The organism is Pseudomonas sp. FSO-7, from assembly GCF_059579345.1.
This window is the reverse complement of the sequence record NZ_CM184193.1, coordinates 1,297,597-1,315,403: the sequence shown is the minus strand read 5'-3', so window position 1 is coordinate 1,315,403 and position 17,807 is coordinate 1,297,597. Positions and strand designations below refer to the sequence as shown.

The following is a 17,807-nucleotide window of genomic DNA, read 5'->3' as shown; positions in this document are numbered from 1 at the left end:
TGCCGCTGTAAGACACAGGCGTGGCCACGGAATTCAGCGTCTGTTGATAAATGCTCAGGCCAAGGGTCCATTGAGCAACGGCACGAACCGCACCGCTCCCAGGACATGTCGCGAAAAACCGTGTTCTTCGCGCACGATCAGCATCAGTTGCTGGACTTCGCCGGCGCCCACGGGAATGACCAGCCGTCCACCGGGGGCGAGCTGATCCAGCAGGGCCTGGGGCACGTCGGTGGCCACGGCGGTGACGATGATGCCGTTGTACGGCGCCAGGGCCGGCCAACCTTCCCAGCCATCGCCCCAACGAAACACCACGTTGCGCAGGTTCAACTCCACCAGGCGTTCCTTGGCGCGATCCTGCAGCACCTTGATCCGCTCGACGGAAAACACCCGTTCGACCAGCTGCGACAACACCGCCGTCTGGTAACCCGAACCGGTGCCGATCTCCATCACTTTGTCCAGCGGTCCCGCCTCCAGCAGCAACTCGCTCATGCGGGCCACCATGTACGGCTGGGAAATGGTCTGGTTGTGGCCAATCGGCAACGCCGTGTCTTCGTAGGCACGATGGGCCAGGGCTTCATCGACGAACAGATGGCGCGGCGTGCGGCGAATCACTTCCAACACCTGGGCGTTGGACAGACCTTCTTCGTAGAGACGCTGGATCAGTCGTTCACGGGTGCGCTGGGAGGTCATGCCGATTCCGCGGCGCAGCATATCGTCTTGCTCACGAGCCATCAGCGCAGCCCCTCCAGCCAGCCATCGAGACTTCGAAAGGCGTCATTGAAGGTGCGATCCAGCTGCAACGGCGTGATCGAGACATAGCCTTGCATCACCGCATGGAAATCAGTGCCCGGCCCGCCATCCTCGGCATCACCGGCGGCGGCGATCCAGTAACCGGCCTTGCCGCGCGGGTCGACGACATGCATCGGTTTCGCGGCGCGGGCACGATGGCCCAGGCGCGTGAGCTGGATGCCACGGATGTGATCGAGCGGCAAGTTGGGAATATTCACGTTCAGCACCGTGCGGGGTGGCAGGTCCAGTTCGCCGTGGGCTTCGACCAGTTTACGGGCGAAATAGGCGGCGGTCGGCAAGTTATCGACCTGCCGTGAAACGAACGAAAAGGCAAACGACGGCTTTTCCAGGAAGCGACCTTCCAGGGCAGCGGCGACCGTGCCGGAATACAGCACGTCATCTCCCAGGTTGGCCCCCAGGTTGATGCCCGACACCACCATGTCCGGCTCACGCTCCAGCAAGCCGTTGAGGCCCAGGTGCACGCAATCGGTCGGGGTGCCGTTGAGGCTGATGAAACCGTTGTCCAGATAGCAGGGGTGCAAAGGACGGTCGAGCGTCAGCGAGCTGCTGGCGCCGCTTTTGTCCTGGTCCGGGGCGATCACCACGCACTCGGCAAAATCCGCCAACGCAGCATAAAGCGCGGCAAGACCGGGTGCAGTCACCCCGTCGTCGTTAGAAATCAGAATACGCATGGGCTGTCCGTCTGCCCCACCGGCACCAGATCGACGAGTTCGCGCACCAAGACAGTGGCGAAACATCCGGCCGGCAGGACGAATTCCAGTTGCAGAATGTCAGGCGAGGGATAATGCCACGACAGCCCGCCAATGGGCAGTCGCAGGATGCGACGTTCGTGACTCATTCCCGCGTTTATCAACCAGTCCCGCAAATCGGCCTCGCCCGCGGCGATGGCTTGTTCCAATTCGAACGTCGCACCGGCGGCTGGCGACGGTCCCTCGCCCCACTGCGGCCCGGTCGGGTGCAGGTCGAGAATGGCCAGGCGCGGATCGCTGCACTCAGCCTCACCGGCGGGGAAGAAACTGCGGCTGTCAGTGAAGGCGAGCAAGTCGCCCACCTGGGCGTGCTGCCAGGTCCCGTCCGCGACCCGCGCCGCCAGCACCCGATTGAACAGAAAGCTGCGGGCGGTGGACAACAGCCGCGAGCGCACATTGCGCTGTTCCGGCAAGGCCTTGCGCGCCGCCCAGGCACGGGCATCGACGACATTGCCGCCGTCATGGCCGAAGCGCTGGGCGCCAAAATAGTTGGGGATGCCCTGGCGGACAATCTGTTGCAAGCGCGCGTCGATCGCCGCCGTGTCGCCCTTGAATTGGGTCAGGCGCAAGGTGAAGCCATTGGCCGAGTGCGCGCCGCGCTGCAGTTTGCGTTTATGTCGACCGGTCTTGAGGATCTTCAGCGTGTCGTTCTCTGCCGCCGACAAGTCCGGATCGGCCTTGCCTGGCAATTGGACACTGAACCATTGGCGGGTCAGGGCCTGACGGTCCTTGAGCCCGGCGTAGCTGACGGTGCGCAACGGCACGCCGGCGGCCTTGGCGATTCGCCGGGCAGCCTCTTCGGTGTTCAAGCCACGTTTTTCAACCCAGATCCACAGGTGCTCGCCATCGCCGGTCAACGGAATATCGAGCACTTCATCGACCTGGAAATCTTCAGCGCTGGCCTTGAGCACCGCGCTGCCCAACGACTCGCCGTAGGCCCGCGGCCCCAACAGTTCCAGTTCGGTCATGGGCGCAGCAACAAGGCAACGGAATGGACGGCAATGCCTTCTTCGCGACCGACGAAACCCAGCTTCTCGGTGGTGGTGGCCTTCACGTTCACTTGGTCCAACTCAACTTGAAGATCCTCGGCGATCCGTTGGCGCATCGCTTCGATGTGCGGGGCCATTTTGGGGGCCTGGGCAACGATGGTGTTGTCGACGTTGCCGACTTTCCAGCCCTTGGCGTGGATCAGCGCGACCACATGGCGCAGCAGCACGCGGCTGTCGGCGCCCTTGAATTGCGGGTCGGTGTCGGGGAAGTGCTTGCCGATGTCACCCAGGGCCGCCGCGCCGAGCAGCGCATCGCTCAAGGCATGCAGCAGGACATCACCGTCAGAATGCGCGAGCAGCCCGAAGCCGTGTGCGATCCGCACGCCGCCCAGAGTAATGAAGTCGCCTTCAGCGAAACGGTGAACATCGTAGCCGTGGCCAATACGCATAAAAAAACGCCCCGATTTTTGTCAGGGCGTGATTCTACCTGCATTAAACGTTTAGAGCGCGTGCATGATGCTGCAAGTGGTCGTCAATGAAGCTGGCGATGAAGAAGTAGCTGTGGTCGTAGCCCGGTTGCAGGCGCAGCTCCAACGGATGGCCGGCGGACTTGGCCGCCTGTTGCAAGGCTTCGGGCTTGAGTTGGTTGGCCAGGAAATCATCGCGATCGCCCTGGTCCACCAGCAATGGCAGCTTCTCCTGTGCCTCGGCAATCAATGCACAGGCATCCCATTCCCGCCATTTCGAGCGGTCTTCCCCCAGGTAACGGGAGAAAGCCTTCTGGCCCCATGGGCAATCCATTGGATTGTTGATCGGCGAAAAGGCCGACACCGAACGGTAACGCCCCGGGTTGCGCAACGCGCAGACCAGCGCCCCGTGGCCGCCCATGGAGTGACCACTGATGCCGCGTTTGTCCGAAGCCGGGAAATGCGCTTCGACCAGCGCCGGTAATTCCTGCACCACGTAGTCATGCATCCGATAGTGCCGCGCCCATGGATCCTGCGTGGCGTTCAGATAAAAGCCGGCCCCCAGGCCGAAGTCCCAGGCATTGTCCGGATCGCCCGGCACGTCGGCACCACGGGGGCTGGTGTCCGGCGCGACGATGATCAGCCCCAGCTCGGCGGCCATGCGCTGGGCACCGGCCTTTTGCATGAAGTTCTCGTCGGTGCAGGTCAGCCCGGACAGCCAATACAGCACCGGCAACTTGCCACCCTGCTCGGCTTGCGGTGGCAGGTACACGGCAAACACCATGTCACAACCGAGCACATCGGAACGGTGCCGGTAACGCTTGTGCCAGCCGCCAAAGCTCTTCTGGCAAGAAATGTTTTCCAGACTCATGACCGACCTCAGAAATGGATAACGGTGCGGATGCTCTTGCCTTCATGCATCAGGTCGAACGCCTTGTTGATATCTTCCAGGCCCATGGTGTGGGTGATGAAGGTATCCAGCGGGATTTCGCCCTTCTCGGCCATTTCCACGTAGCTTGGCAATTCGCTGCGGCCGCGCACGCCACCAAAGGCCGAACCGCGCCAGACGCGCCCAGTCACCAACTGGAATGGACGGGTGGCGATTTCCTGGCCAGCCCCGGCCACGCCGATGATCACCGACTCGCCCCAGCCCTTGTGACAGCATTCCAGCGCGGCGCGCATCAGTTGGACATTGCCGATGCACTCGAAGGAAAAGTCCACGCCGCCGTCAGTCATGTCGACGATGACTTCCTGGATCGGACGGTCGAAGTCTTTCGGGTTGACGCAATCGGTGGCGCCCAGATGCTTGGCGATTTCGAACTTGGCCGGGTTGATGTCGATGGCGATGATCCGCGCGGCCTTGGCCTTCACGGCGCCGATCACAGCCGACAGGCCGATACCGCCCAGGCCGAAGATCGCCACGGTGTCACCCGGCTTGACCTTGGCAGTGTTGATCACCGCGCCGATGCCGGTGGTGACGCCACAACCCAGCAGGCAGACTTTTTCCAGCGGCGCTTCTTTGGAGATCTTGGCGACTGAGATTTCCGGCAGCACGGTGTACTCAGAGAACGTCGACGTACCCATATAGTGGAAAATCGTCTCGCCCTTGTAGGAAAAGCGCGAAGTGCCGTCCGGCATCAGGCCTTTGCCCTGGGTGGCGCGAATCGCCTGACAGAGGTTGGTCTTGCCCGACTTACAGAATTTGCACTGGCCGCACTCCGGCGTGTACAGCGGGATCACATGGTCACCCACCGCCACCGAAGTCACGCCTTCGCCGATGGCTTCGACAATGGCGCCGCCTTCATGGCCCAGGATCGACGGGAAGATCCCTTCCGGGTCGGCGCCCGACAGGGTGTAAGCGTCGGTGTGACAGACACCGGAAGCCACCACGCGCAACAGCACTTCGCCCGCCTTGGGCATGGCGACGTCGACTTCAACGATTTCCAGGGGTTTCTTGGCCTCGAAGGCAACGGCAGCGCGCGACTTGATCATTCCAGGTTCTCCAGCAAATAAAGACAAGACCGGGAGTGTAATCCTCCGCCAGACAATGAATAATCCAGCCAAAAGCAAAACATTATTGCTGTATAGGGATAATCCTTTATGTCTGATAACCGCTGGGAAGGCATCGACGAGTTTGTGGCGGTGGCCGAATGCAGCCAATTCACCGCCGCCGCCGAGCGGCTCGGGGTTTCGTCCTCCCATATCAGTCGACAAATCGTACGGCTCGAAGAGCGTCTACAGACGCGACTGCTCTATCGCAGCACCCGCCGAGTCACCCTGACCGAAGCCGGCCAAACCTTTTTGCAACATTGCCAGCGACTACAGGATGGACGCGAGGAAGCGCTGCGGGCGGTAGGCGATCTCACCAGCGAACCCAAGGGCATGTTGCGCATGACCTGTGCCGTGGCCTATGGGGAGCGCTTCATCGTGCCGCTGGTGACGCGGTTCATGGGGCTTTATCCACAGTTACGGGTGGACATCGAACTGAGCAATCGCCCGCTGGACCTGGTGCATGAGAGTCTGGACCTGGCGATTCGCCTGGGTCGCTTGCAGGACTCGCGCCTGGTCGCCACGCGCCTGGCACCGCGGCGCATGTACTTGTGCGCCTCGCCCTCTTACCTGGAACGCTACGGCCGGCCCCACAGCGTGTCGGAACTGAGCCGCCACAATTGCCTGATCGGCAGCTCCGACATCTGGCAACTGGAGCAGAACGGGCGGGAATTTTCCCAGCGAGTACAGGGAAACTGGCGTTGCAACAGTGGGCAAGCGGTGCTCGATGCGGCGTTGCAAGGGGTGGGGTTGTGTCAGTTGCCGGATTATTACGTGCTGGAGCATTTGCACAGTGGGGCGTTGATCTCGCTGCTGGAAGCCCATCAGCCGCCAAATACGGCGGTGTGGGCGTTGTATCCACAGCAGCGGCATCTGTCGCCGAAAGTGCGCAAGTTGGTGGATTACTTGAAGGAAGGGTTGGCTGAGCGGCCGGAATATCGGGGGTGACTGGGGTTCTTTGTTGCCTGGGCCGGCGTCATCGCGAGCAAGCTCGCTCTCACAGTGGACCGGTGTGAACACAGGTCCATCATTCGACGAAAACCCTGTGGGGAGCGAGCTTGCTCGCGATAGCGCCGGCCCAGACGATGACGATCTAACGAAACCAGGTCCAGCTTAATGCCGATTCGCCCAACGCTGGCGCAACCATTCCAGGTCTTCCGGCCGGGTGACCTTGATGTTATCCGCCCGCCCTTCAATCAACCGAGGCGCCTGCCCGGCCCATTCCATGGCGGACGCTTCGTCGGTAATCACCGCATCCGCCACCAGGCTGTCGGCCAGGGCTCGATGCAAGGCACCGAGGCGGAACATCTGTGGTGTGTAGGCTTGCCAGATGACGCTGCGATCAACGGTTTCCAGCACACGGCCCTGCTTGTCGACGCGCTTGAGGGTGTCGCGCGCCGGGACGGCCAGCAGGCCGCCGACCGGGTCGTTCGCCAACTCGCTGAGCAGTGTATCCAGGTCGGTCCGAGTCAGGTTGGGCCGGGCCGCATCGTGTACCAGCACCCAATCGTGATCGTCGGCGCCCTGCCCGTGCAGATGCAGCAAGGCATTGAGCACTGAATCCGAACGTTGTTCGCCACCGTCGACACGCTGGATGCGTGTGTCGCTGGCGCAGGCCAAGGTCGGCCAGTAAGGATCATCGTGTGCAAGGCTGACCACCACACCCTTGACGGTGGGATGGTCGAGGAAACAGCCGAGGCTGTGTTCAAGAATTGTGCGCCCGCCCAGTTGCAGGTATTGCTTGGGACGGTCGGCGGCCATCCGGGCGCCAACGCCCGCGGCAGGAATCACGGCCCAGAAGGCCGGCAAACGCATACTCATTGGGCCAACTGGTAGAGGGTTTCGCCCTCCTTGACCATGCCCAGTTCATGTCGAGCCCGCTCTTCAACGGTCTCCATGCCTTTTTTCAACTCGGTCACTTCGGCGTCCATCACCCGATTACGCTCCAGCAGCGCCTCGTTTTCGGCGTGTTGGTCGGCAATTTGCTGAGTCAGGTCGGCCACTTGTGCCAGGCTGCCATTACCCACCCACAGGCGGTACTGCAGGCCGGCCAGCAACAGGAGCAAGACAAGAAACAACCAATTGGGACTGCGCATCGAATATCAGGTATCCAGTGAAAAAAGACCGCCATGCCAAACTTTGAAGCGTCTGATAGCACGAAGCCTGGAGAACCCAGGCTTGTGCTTGATAAGGCATCAGATTAGAGGCAAAACCGCCACCATGGCGACTTTTGCGACCCAACCCGCTGTCTTTTTACCATTTACCGCTTAACCGCGAAACTCGGCGCGACCGTTGTACTTGGCCTTGCCATTCAACTGCTCTTCGATACGCAGCAGTTGGTTGTACTTGGAAACGCGGTCGGAACGGCACAGCGAACCGGTCTTGATCTGGCCTGCCGCAGTGCCCACGGCCAGGTCGGCAATGGTCGAGTCTTCGGTTTCACCGGAGCGGTGGGAGATCACGGCAGTGTAGCCGGCGGCCTTGGCCATCTGGATGGCTTCCAGGGTTTCGGTCAGGGTGCCGATCTGGTTGAACTTGATCAGGATCGAGTTGGCGATCTTCTTGTCGATGCCTTCTTTCAGGATCTTGGTGTTGGTCACGAACAGGTCGTCACCCACCAGCTGGGTTTTCTCTCCAATCTTGTCGGTGAGGATTTTCCAGCCGGCCCAGTCGGACTCGTCCAGACCGTCTTCGATGGAGATGATCGGGTAGCGTTCGGTCAGGCCCTTGAGGTAGTCGGCGAAACCTTCGGCGGTGAACACCTGGCCTTCGCCGGACAGGTTGTACTTGCCGTCTTCGAAGAACTCACTGGCGGCGCAATCCAGGGCCAGGGTCACGTCGGTGCCCAACTTGTAGCCAGCGTTGGCTACGGCTTCGGAGATCACTTTCAGCGCGTCTTCGTTGGAGGCCAGGTTCGGCGCGAAACCGCCTTCGTCGCCAACCGCGGTGCTCAGGCCACGGGCTTTGAGCACAGCCTTGAGGTGATGGAAAATCTCGGTGCCCATGCGCAGGCCTTCGGAGAAGGTCTTGGCGCCAACCGGCTGCACCATGAACTCCTGGATGTCGACGTTGTTATCGGCATGCTCGCCGCCGTTGATGATGTTCATCATCGGCACCGGCATCGAGTAAACGCCAGGGGTACCGTTGAGGTTGGCGATGTGCGCGTACAGCGGCAGGTCCTGGTCCTGGGCAGCGGCCTTGGCAGCGGCCAGGGACACGGCGAGGATCGCGTTGGCGCCCAGGGTGGCTTTGTTTTCGGTACCGTCGAGCTTGATCATCGCGTGATCGAGGGCTTTCTGGTCGGCAGGGTCCTTGCCCAGCAACAGTTCGCGGATCGGACCGTTGATGTTGGCGACGGCTTTGAGCACGCCCTTGCCCAGGTAACGGCTCTTGTCGCCATCACGCAGCTCCAGCGCTTCGCGCGAGCCAGTGGAAGCACCGGACGGCGCGCAGGCGCTGCCGATGATGCCGTTGTCGAGAAGCACGTCCGCTTCAACAGTGGGGTTGCCACGGGAGTCGAGAACTTCACGACCTTTGATGTCGACGATTTTTGCCATTGTTGTAAACACTCCAAAGTTGACGAAAACGACGCAGCGAGAGGAAATCTTTTACCGTCGGCGGGTAGAGAGCAGCGGGCAGGCTAGCCGACGATCACGCCCGGCCCGCAGGCCAGAGCGTTTATCGAGCGGTACTTTACCGGAGAAAACCGCGTTACGCGGTTTCTATCGTCGGAAAACCCTTGACCAGCTCATCCAATGCCTTGAGCTGAGACAGGAAAGGTTCCAGCTTGTTCAAGCGCAAGGCACAAGGGCCGTCGCACTTGGCGTTGTCCGGATCCGGGTGGGCCTCGAGGAACAGGCCTGCCAGGGACTGGCTCATGCCTGCCTTGGCCAGATCTGTGACTTGGGCACGACGACCGCCGGCGGAGTCGGAACGACCACCGGGCATCTGCAGGGCATGCGTCACGTCGAAGAACACCGGGTATTCGAACTGCTTCATGATGCCGAAGCCGAGCATGTCCACCACCAGGTTGTTGTAGCCGAAGCTCGAACCGCGCTCGCAGAGGATCAACTGGTCATTGCCGGCCTCTTCGCACTTGCTCAGGATGTGTTTCATTTCCTGGGGGGCGAGGAACTGTGCCTTCTTGATATTGATCACCGCGCCGGTCTTGGCCATCGCGACCACCAGGTCGGTCTGGCGCGACAGGAAAGCCGGCAACTGGATGATGTCGCAGACCTCGGCGACGACCGCGGCCTGGGCCGGCTCGTGGACGTCGGTGATGATCGGCACGCCAAAGGCTTGCTTGATGTCCTGGAAGATCCGCATGCCTTCTTCCAGGCCCGGGCCACGGTAGGACGTCACGGACGAACGGTTGGCCTTGTCGAAGCTGGCCTTGAAGACATAAGGGATACCCAGTTTCTGGGTGACCTTCACGTACTCTTCGCAGACCTGCATCGCCATGTCGCGGCTTTCCAGCACGTTCATGCCGCCGAACAGCACCATGGGCTTGTCGTTGGCAATCTCGATGTCGCCGACGCGGATGATCTTCTGGGCCATCGTCTTATGCCTTTTTCTGGTGTTGAGCCAACGCGGCCTTCACGAAACCGCTGAACAACGGATGACCGTCCCGTGGCGTCGAGGTGAACTCGGGGTGGAACTGGCAGGCGACGAACCATGGATGGTCCGGGGACTCGACCACTTCCACCAGCGCGCCGTCACCGGAACGACCGGAGATTTTCAGGCCGGCCTCGATCAGTTGCGGCAGCAGGTTGTTGTTCACTTCGTAGCGATGACGGTGACGCTCGACGATCACATCCTTGGCGTAGCAATCGTGCACCTTGGAACCGGCTTCGAGCAGGCATTCCTGAGCGCCGAGACGCATGGTGCCGCCCAGGTCCGAGCTTTCGGTGCGCACTTCCACGGCGCCGGTGGCATCTTCCCACTCGGTGATCAGGCCCACGACCGGGTGGCCGCTGGCGCGATCGAATTCGGTGGAGTTGGCGTCTTTCCAGCCCAGCACGTTACGGGCGAACTCGATGACCGCCACTTGCATGCCCAGGCAGATCCCCAGGTAAGGCACCTTGTTTTCGCGAGCGTACTGCACGGCGGTGATCTTGCCTTCCACGCCCCGCAGGCCGAAGCCGCCCGGCACGAGGATCGCATCGGCGCCTTCGAGCAGGCCGGTGCCCTGGTTCTCGATGTCTTCGGAATCGATGTAGCGCAGGTTGACCTTGGTGCGGTTGCTGATACCGGCGTGACTCATCGCCTCGATCAGCGACTTGTAGGCATCCAGCAGTTCCATGTACTTGCCGACCATGGCGATGGTGACTTCGTGTTCCGGATTGAGCTTGGCATCGACCACGGCGTCCCATTCGGACAGGTCGGCGCCGGCGCACTGCAGGCCGAAGCGCTCGACGACGAAGTCGTCCAGGCCCTGGGAGTGCAGGATGCCCGGGATCTTGTAGATGGTGTCGGCGTCTTCCAGGCCGATGACCGCGCGCTCTTCAACGTTGGTGAACTGGGCGATCTTGCGACGCGACGAGATGTCGATCGGATGATCGGAGCGGCAGATCAGCACGTCCGGCTGCAGGCCGATGGAACGCAGTTCCTTGACCGAGTGCTGGGTTGGCTTGGTCTTGGTTTCGCCGGCGGTGGCGATGTACGGCACCAGGGTCAGGTGCATCAGCATCGCGCGCTTGGCGCCGATTTCGAAACGCAATTGGCGGATGGCTTCGAGGAACGGCTGGGACTCGATATCGCCCACGGTACCGCCGATTTCCACCATCGCCACGTCGGCATCGCCGGCACCCTTGATGATACGGCGCTTGATTTCGTCGGTGATGTGCGGGATGACCTGGATGGTCGCGCCCAGGTAGTCACCACGGCGCTCTTTGCGCAGCACGTGTTCGTAGACACGGCCAGTGGTGAAGTTGTTGTTCTGGGTCATGGTCGTGCGGATGAACCGCTCGTAGTGACCCAGGTCCAGGTCGGTCTCGGCGCCGTCGTGGGTGACGAACACTTCACCGTGCTGGAATGGGCTCATGGTGCCCGGGTCGACGTTGATGTACGGGTCCAGCTTGAGCATGGTGACCTTAAGTCCCCGCGCCTCCAGGATGGCCGCCAATGAAGCCGAGGCAATGCCTTTCCCCAATGAAGAAACAACACCGCCCGTGACGAATATGTAGCGCGTCATGAAAAACCCTAGAAGTCTGCGTTAAAGCGGTCCGAGCCGCCGGGGAAAGCGAAGGAAGGCCGAAGCCCCCGATCACCTGCATTAATCACAGTGCACCTTTCAAAAAAACCGCCGCGTTGGGACAGACCGGAAGTGAAATCACCGGTACGTTGCTCGCTACACATTTTTTGGAATCGCCCAGCAAAGACTGCTTGGTAATCGGCAACTCCTGCAATTCAGGCGAATCCACAGAAGTTGTATCAAGAAGGGAGCGTAGTCTACCGGAAAGCCCCTTTCAGCTCAAACCCAGATCTTGGTTTCCTGGCGTCCAGATCAATTGCCAACTGCCATCAGCTTGTGCATCGAGCCCAGCCAGGTTGGCCACCGCCAGCAATCGCTCGCCTTGATAGAGCAGCGGCAATCGGCCGCGAACGAACGCCGGCACACCCTGTTCATTGAGCAAACGCTTGAGGTCACGATGACCACGACCCGCTAACGCCAGCACCTCGCCGCCTTGACGATAGCGCACCCTGAGCGGCCCCGCAGGCGGCTTGCCGATCAGCGCCACCCGACCATTGCCTGGCAAGCACAGTGCCAGCGCCGGATCCGCCCAGTCGACGGCGCCTGGCAGCGAACATAGCCAGTGGTCGGATAACCACCAGACCCGTCCGGCGGCCCGGTGCAGCTCGCCGCCGGCCAGGCGCCAGATTGGCCGGGCATCGTCGGCGGCATCGCGCAATGAGTCCCAGCCCGCCCAGTGCTCGCTGTCGGGCAGCAGGGTCAGCGGCGCCAGCCAGTGACTCATGGCGTTGCGCTGCCGGGCCGGCGACAACGCCCGCAACGGCGCCAGCGCCAGGGATTGCAGCCCAAGCCAGTCGAACGCACCTGGAGACGCGGCCCGGGCCAAGTCGATCCGCGCCAAATCGTCCAGCAAACCTTGGGCTTGGGCCATGTGTCCAGCGCTGCGAGCCAGTGTCGACGAGGCTTGCGGCCAGTGCTCGGTCAGCGCCGGAAAAATCCGCTGGCGCAGGTAGTTGCGTGCGTATCGGTGATCGTCGTTGGACGGGTCGTCGATCCAGCTCAAGCCCTGCTGCGTCGCATAGATCTCCAGCTCGGCACGGGACACCTCGAGCAAGGGCCGCAGCAGGTGTCCCTGGCCCAAAGGGCGCTGCCGTGGCATCGCCGCCAAACCCCTTACCCCCGCCCCCCGCAGCAGGCGAAACAGCAGGGTTTCGGCCTGGTCATCACGATGTTGGGCGGTGAGCAGCACTTCATTGTCATGGATAGCCGCCACGAAGGCGCCATAACGCGCCTCCCGGGCGGCACGCTCGACGCTGGCGCCGGGCTGGACTTGCACGCTCACCACTTCAAGCGGCACCCCAAGGGCCTTGCAGACCGAGCGGCAATGGTCCGGCCATGCATCGGCCACAGCCTGGAGGCCATGATGGACGTGGATAGCGCTCAACGGTGGCAGGGTTTGGGTTTTGGAGAGAAACGCGAGCAGGTGCAACAGGACGGTGGAGTCGAGGCCACCGGAGAAGGCGATGCGCCAGGTGGCGGCGTTGCGCCAGGGGAATAGCTGTGTGAGGAGTCGGGTTGGCAGGTCGATGCTTGTGTTCATGGGTATCAGCCTTGGCACAAATCAAATGTGGGAGCGGGCTTGCTCGCGAAGGCGGTGAATCAGTCAACACATGGGTTGAATGTTAAACCGCTTTCGCGAGCAAGCCCGCTCCCACACTGGCCCCCACAACTGCTGGAAGCTTGGTCAGATCAGAGACCGTAGCTCATCAACCGCTCATAGCGACGGGCCAGCAGCGCGTCGTTGTCGAACTTCTTGAGCATCGACAGCTGGGAGCTCAGCTCGGCGCGGATCAGTGCCGCCGCCGCAGCCGGGTCGCGATGGGCGCCGCCAACGGGCTCGCTGATCACTTTATCGACGATACCCAGGCCTTTGAGGCGCTCGGCGGTAATGCCCATGGCCTCGGCGGCATCCGGCGCTTTCTCGGCGGTTTTCCACAGAATCGAGGCGCAGCCTTCCGGCGAGATCACCGCATAAGTGGAATATTGCAGCATGTTCAACTGGTCGCAGACACCGATGGCCAACGCACCGCCGGAACCGCCTTCGCCAATCACGGTGGCGATGATCGGGGTTTTCAGGCGTGCCATGACGCGCAGGTTCCAGGCGATCGCTTCGCTCTGGTTGCGCTCTTCGGCGTCGATGCCCGGGTAAGCGCCCGGGGTGTCGATGAAGGTCAGGATCGGCATATTGAAGCGCTCGGCCATTTCCATCAGGCGGCACGCCTTGCGATAGCCTTCCGGACGTGGCATGCCGAAGTTGCGGCGCACCTTCTCGCGGACTTCGCGGCCTTTCTGATGGCCGATGACCATCACCGGCTGGTCTTCCAGGCGGGCAACACCGCCGACGATCGCGGCGTCGTCGGAGAAGTGGCGGTCGCCGTGCAGCTCATCGAACTCGGTAAAGATGTGTTCGATGTAGTCCAAGGTGTAGGGACGACGCGGGTGACGCGCCAGGCGAGCGATCTGCCAACTGGTCAGCTTGCCGAAGATGTCTTCGGTCAGCGTGCGGCTTTTATCCTGCAGACGAGAGATTTCATCGCCGATATTCAGCGAATTGTCATTACCGACCAAGCGCAACTCTTCGATCTTGGCTTGCAGGTCGGCGATCGGCTGTTCGAAATCTAGAAAATTCGGGTTCATAGGCGTCCGTCTTGGGTCGACGTCCAAGAGAGCTTGGGCCGGCCGGTTGTCTATTCGCGCCTACCTTAAGGGAGAGGCGCGTTCAGGTCGAGATTAAAAATTCGGGTCGAGATCAGGGGCATTCCGGTTTCAACAGTGGCCCCTGGCCGTCAACGGTATTGGAGGAAGACGTTGTCTTTGCCGAACTGGTCACGCAAGGCTTGAATCAACGCATCCGCCGGATCGATCCGCCAGCCTTCGCCGAACTGCAGCACGGCCTTGGCATCGGGACGTACGTACTCCATGGTGATCGGACAGGCACCGCGATGGCGCTTGAACAATTCGCCCAACCAGCGTAGCTGGTCGCCCTTGAGGTCCTGGGTCTGCAACTTCAGACGCAGGCTCTCAGCCAGGTTGGTACGGGCATCTTCCATGCTCATCACCCGCTTGACCCGCAGCCGCAGGCCACCGGAGAAGTCATCGTTGCTGACCTCGCCTTCCACCACCACCATCGCGTCGGTCTGCAGCAGCGACTGCGCCGAGTGGAATGCATCGGCGAACAATGAGGCTTCGATACGCCCGGAGCGGTCGTCGAGGGTGATGAAGCCCATTTTGTCGCCCTTTTTGTTCTTCATCACCCGCAGGGCGATGATCATGCCGGCGACGGTCTGGGTGTCGCGCACCGGCTTGAGGTCAATGATGCGCTGGCGGGCGAAGCGGCGGATCTCGCCTTCGTATTCGTCGATCGGGTGACCGGTGAGGTACAGGCCCAGGGTGTCTTTCTCACCCTTGAGGCGTTCCTTGAGGGTCAGTTCCTTGGCCTTGCGGTGGTTGCCGTAGACATCGGCGTCTTCTTCGACAAACAGCCCGCCAAACAGGTCGGCGTGGCCGCTGTCGTGGGTACGGGCGGTCTGTTCGGCGGCCTTGATCGCCTCCTCCATCGCCGCCAGCAGCACCGCGCGGTTGCGGTCGATGTTGGCCTGGTAGGCCTTGGGCTCATCCTGGAAGTAAGGCCCGAGCCGGTCCAGGGCGCCACTGCGGATCAAACCGTCAAGGGTGCGCTTGTTGATGCGCTTGAGGTCGACCCGGGCGCAGAAATCGAACAGGTCCTTGAACGGCCCGTCCTGGCGCGCTTCGGTAATGGCTTCCACCGGTCCCTCGCCCACGCCCTTGATCGCGCCGAGGCCATAGATGATGCGGCCTTCGTCGTTCACCGTGAACTTGAACTCCGAAGCGTTCACGTCCGGTGCGTCGAGGCGCAGCTTCATGGTCCGCACTTCTTCGATCAAGGTCACGACCTTGTCGGTGTTGTGCATATCCGCCGACAGTACCGCGGCCATGAACGGCGCCGGGTAATGCGCCTTCAACCATGCCGTCTGGTAGGACACCAGGCCATAGGCGGCGGAGTGGGATTTGTTGAAGCCGTAACCGGCGAACTTTTCCACCAGGTCGAAGATGTTGCCCGCCAGGTCCGCATCGATGCCGTTGTTCGCGCAACCTTCGATGAAACCACCGCGCTGCTTGGCCATTTCCTCGGGCTTTTTCTTACCCATGGCTCGACGCAGCATGTCCGCGCCACCGAGGGTGTAGCCGGCCATCACCTGGGCAATCTGCATCACCTGTTCCTGGTACAGGATGATGCCGTAGGTCGGGGCCAGCACCGGCTTGAGGCCGTCGTACTGATAATCCGGGTGCGGGTACGCCAGCTCGGCGCGACCGTGCTTACGGTTGATGAAGTCATCCACCATGCCCGATTGCAGAGGGCCCGGACGGAACAGGGCCACCAGTGCGATCAGGTCTTCCAGGCAGTCGGGCTTGAGCTTTTTGATCAGCTCCTTCATGCCCCGGGATTCAAGCTGGAACACCGCCGTGGTTTCGGCTTTTTGCAACAGGCTGTAGGTCGGCTTGTCATCCAGCGGGATGAAGGCAATGTCCAGCGGCTCTTCGCCGACCTTGGCCCGGTCGCGGTTGATGGTTTTCAGCGCCCAGTCGATGATCGTCAGGGTTCGCAGGCCGAGGAAGTCGAACTTCACCAGGCCCGCCGCCTCGACGTCGTCCTTGTCGAACTGGGTCACCAGGCCGTCGCCTTCTTCGTCGCAATAGATCGGCGAGAAGTCCGTCAACTTGGTCGGCGCGATCACCACGCCCCCGGCGTGCTTGCCGACGTTACGCACCACGCCTTCGAGCTTGCGGGCCATCTCCCAGATTTCCGCGGCCTCTTCGTCGACCTTGATGAAGTCCCGCAGGATTTCTTCCTGCTCGTAGGCCTTTTCCAGGGTCATGCCGACTTCGAACGGGATCATCTTCGACAGACGATCCGCCAAACCGTAGGACTTGCCCTGCACCCGCGCCACGTCACGCACCACCGCCTTGGCGGCCATGGAACCGAAGGTGATGATCTGGCTCACCGCGTTGCGACCGTACTTCTCGGCCACGTAGTCGATGACCCGGTCGCGGCCGTCCATGCAGAAGTCGACGTCGAAGTCGGGCATGGATACACGTTCCGGGTTGAGGAAACGTTCGAACAGCAGGTCATATTCCAGCGGGTCGAGGTCGGTGATCTTCTGCACGTAGGCCACCAGCGACCCGGCGCCCGATCCACGGCCAGGGCCCACCGGCACGCCGTTGTTCTTGGCCCACTGGATGAAGTCCATCACGATCAGGAAGTAACCGGGAAAACCCATCTGGATGATGATATCCAGCTCGAAATTCAACCGATCGACATAGACCTGGCGCTTGGCTTCGTAATCTTCGGTGGTGTCCTTGGGCAACAGGACGCGGAGGCGTTCGTCGAGGCCGTCGAAGGACACCTTGCGGAAATACTCGTCGATGGTCATGCCATCGGGAATCGGGAAGTTGGGCAGGAAGTGCTTGCCCAGCTTCACTTCGATGTTGCAGCGCTTGGCGATCTCGACGGTGTTTTCCAGCGCCTCGGGCAAGTCGCTGAACAACTCGGCCATTTCCTCGGCGCTCTTGAGGTATTGCTGGTCGCTGTAGTTTTTCGACCGCCGTGGATCGTCGAGGGCCCGCCCCTCACCAATGCAGACGCGGGTTTCGTGGGCTTCGAAATCCTCCTGCTTGATGAAGCGTACGTCGTTGGTCGCCACCAGGGGCGCGCCGATCTTATCGGCGAGGGCCACGGCGGCATGCAAGTGCTCTTCGTCGTTGGGACGGTTGGTGCGCTGCACTTCGATGTAGAAGCGCTCCGGGAACACCGCCATCCAGTCGCGGGCCAGGGCCTCAGCTTCGTCGGGGTTGCCACTGAGCAGGGCCAGGCCGATTTCACCTTCCTTGGCCGCCGACAGCATGATCAGCCCTTCGCTGGCCTCGGCCACCCACTCGCGCTCGATGATGATCGAGCCATTGCGCTGGCCATCGATAAAGCCGCGGGAGATCAGCTCGGTGAGGTTGCGATACCCCACGGCGTTCATCACCAGCAGGCTGATACGGCTCAGCGGTGCGTCCGGGTCCTTGTTCGACAGCCACAGGTCGGCGCCACAGATCGGCTTGATCCCGGCCCCCATGGCGGCCTTGTAGAACTTGACCAGCGAGCACATGTTGTTCTGGTCGGTGACCGCCACGGCAGGCATGTTCATGCCCACCAGGGTCTTGACCAGGGGCTTGATCCGCACCAGACCGTCAACCAGGGAGTATTCAGTGTGCAGGCGTAGATGAACGAATGAAGCCGGCATAGTGATCCTGCGTTAAGTCATGAAAACAACAAGGCCCGGATTGTACCGGGCCTTGGGTAAAACATCAGCCTGCAACCTATGTTGTTCACTTGAGTGATTGAATCCGTGGCGAGGGAGCTTGCTCCCGTTTGGGTGCGTAGCACCCACACCTGCAATTGCAATTTCACCCAGGGGGCTGCTGC

General features: G+C 61.5%; 15 protein-coding genes. 1 reads left to right on the top strand and 14 read right to left on the bottom strand.

What is annotated here, in order from left to right; genetic code table 11:
* Positions 1–54: 54 nt before the first annotated feature.
* Genes AC515T_RS05610 through AC515T_RS05585 form a run of 6 tightly spaced genes read right to left on the bottom strand, consistent with a single transcriptional unit; the run spans position 55 to position 5,007 of the window.
* Complete coding sequence (locus AC515T_RS05610; protein WP_170862085.1) at positions 55–690, bottom strand: protein-L-isoaspartate(D-aspartate) O-methyltransferase; 636 nt, start codon at positions 688–690, stop codon at positions 55–57.
* A 41-nt stretch (positions 691–731) separates the two neighbouring features.
* The gene (gene surE, locus AC515T_RS05605) at positions 732–1,481 is read right to left on the bottom strand and encodes a 5'/3'-nucleotidase SurE (protein WP_496531730.1); all 750 of its coding nucleotides are present in this window, start codon (positions 1,479–1,481) and stop codon (positions 732–734) included.
* A complete protein-coding gene (gene truD, locus AC515T_RS05600) occupies positions 1,469–2,527 on the bottom strand; it encodes a tRNA pseudouridine(13) synthase TruD (RefSeq protein WP_496531729.1) in 1,059 nt (352 codons plus the stop codon). The genes surE and truD overlap by 13 nt, the downstream gene beginning before the upstream one ends.
* A complete protein-coding gene (gene ispF / locus AC515T_RS05595; RefSeq protein WP_496531728.1) occupies positions 2,524–2,997 on the bottom strand; it encodes a 2-C-methyl-D-erythritol 2,4-cyclodiphosphate synthase in 474 nt (157 codons plus the stop codon). Before ispF ends, truD begins: the two co-directional genes overlap by 4 nt.
* Before the next feature lie 43 nt (positions 2,998–3,040).
* Positions 3,041–3,886 carry an S-formylglutathione hydrolase gene (fghA, locus tag AC515T_RS05590; RefSeq protein WP_496531727.1) on the bottom strand — a complete coding sequence of 282 codons (846 nt, stop codon included), beginning with the start codon at positions 3,884–3,886 and terminating at the stop codon, positions 3,041–3,043.
* A gap of 8 nt (positions 3,887–3,894) precedes the next feature.
* On the bottom strand, positions 3,895–5,007 hold the full coding sequence (locus tag AC515T_RS05585) for an S-(hydroxymethyl)glutathione dehydrogenase/class III alcohol dehydrogenase (protein ID WP_496531726.1): 1,113 nt from the start codon (positions 5,005–5,007) through the stop codon (positions 3,895–3,897).
* Between the two features lie 108 nt (positions 5,008–5,115).
* Between AC515T_RS05585 and AC515T_RS05580 the strand changes: the two genes are divergently transcribed.
* Positions 5,116–6,012, top strand: a complete 897-nt coding sequence (locus AC515T_RS05580; protein WP_092330626.1) for a LysR substrate-binding domain-containing protein — start codon at positions 5,116–5,118, stop codon at positions 6,010–6,012.
* Between the two features lie 165 nt (positions 6,013–6,177).
* Here AC515T_RS05580 and ispD read toward each other — a convergent pair whose 3' ends face one another.
* The 8 genes from ispD to dnaE form a co-directional block, all read right to left on the bottom strand.
* The gene (gene ispD, locus AC515T_RS05575) at positions 6,178–6,885 is read right to left on the bottom strand and encodes a 2-C-methyl-D-erythritol 4-phosphate cytidylyltransferase (protein WP_496531725.1); all 708 of its coding nucleotides are present in this window, start codon (positions 6,883–6,885) and stop codon (positions 6,178–6,180) included.
* The gene (gene ftsB / locus AC515T_RS05570) at positions 6,882–7,160 is read right to left on the bottom strand and encodes a cell division protein FtsB (protein WP_003184873.1); all 279 of its coding nucleotides are present in this window, start codon (positions 7,158–7,160) and stop codon (positions 6,882–6,884) included. The genes ispD and ftsB overlap by 4 nt, the downstream gene beginning before the upstream one ends.
* Positions 7,161–7,331: 171 nt before the next feature.
* Complete coding sequence (gene eno, locus AC515T_RS05565; protein WP_072408299.1) at positions 7,332–8,621, bottom strand: phosphopyruvate hydratase; 1,290 nt, start codon at positions 8,619–8,621, stop codon at positions 7,332–7,334.
* A gap of 154 nt (positions 8,622–8,775) precedes the next feature.
* On the bottom strand, positions 8,776–9,621 hold the full coding sequence (gene kdsA, locus AC515T_RS05560) for a 3-deoxy-8-phosphooctulonate synthase (RefSeq protein ID WP_053152762.1): 846 nt from the start codon (positions 9,619–9,621) through the stop codon (positions 8,776–8,778).
* Positions 9,622–9,625: 4 nt separating this feature from the next.
* Positions 9,626–11,257, bottom strand: a complete 1,632-nt coding sequence (pyrG, locus tag AC515T_RS05555; RefSeq protein ID WP_003184880.1) for a CTP synthase — start codon at positions 11,255–11,257, stop codon at positions 9,626–9,628.
* Positions 11,258–11,531: 274 nt separating this feature from the next.
* Positions 11,532–12,857 (bottom strand): tRNA lysidine(34) synthetase TilS, encoded by a 1,326-nt coding sequence (gene tilS, locus AC515T_RS05550; RefSeq protein ID WP_496531724.1) that lies wholly within the window; start codon positions 12,855–12,857, stop codon positions 11,532–11,534.
* A gap of 149 nt (positions 12,858–13,006) precedes the next feature.
* Positions 13,007–13,954 carry an acetyl-CoA carboxylase carboxyltransferase subunit alpha gene (locus tag AC515T_RS05545; RefSeq protein ID WP_496531723.1) on the bottom strand — a complete coding sequence of 316 codons (948 nt, stop codon included), beginning with the start codon at positions 13,952–13,954 and terminating at the stop codon, positions 13,007–13,009.
* A 149-nt stretch (positions 13,955–14,103) separates the two neighbouring features.
* Complete coding sequence (gene dnaE / locus AC515T_RS05540) at positions 14,104–17,625, bottom strand: DNA polymerase III subunit alpha (RefSeq protein ID WP_496531722.1); 3,522 nt, start codon at positions 17,623–17,625, stop codon at positions 14,104–14,106.
* Positions 17,626–17,807 lie beyond the last annotated feature (182 nt).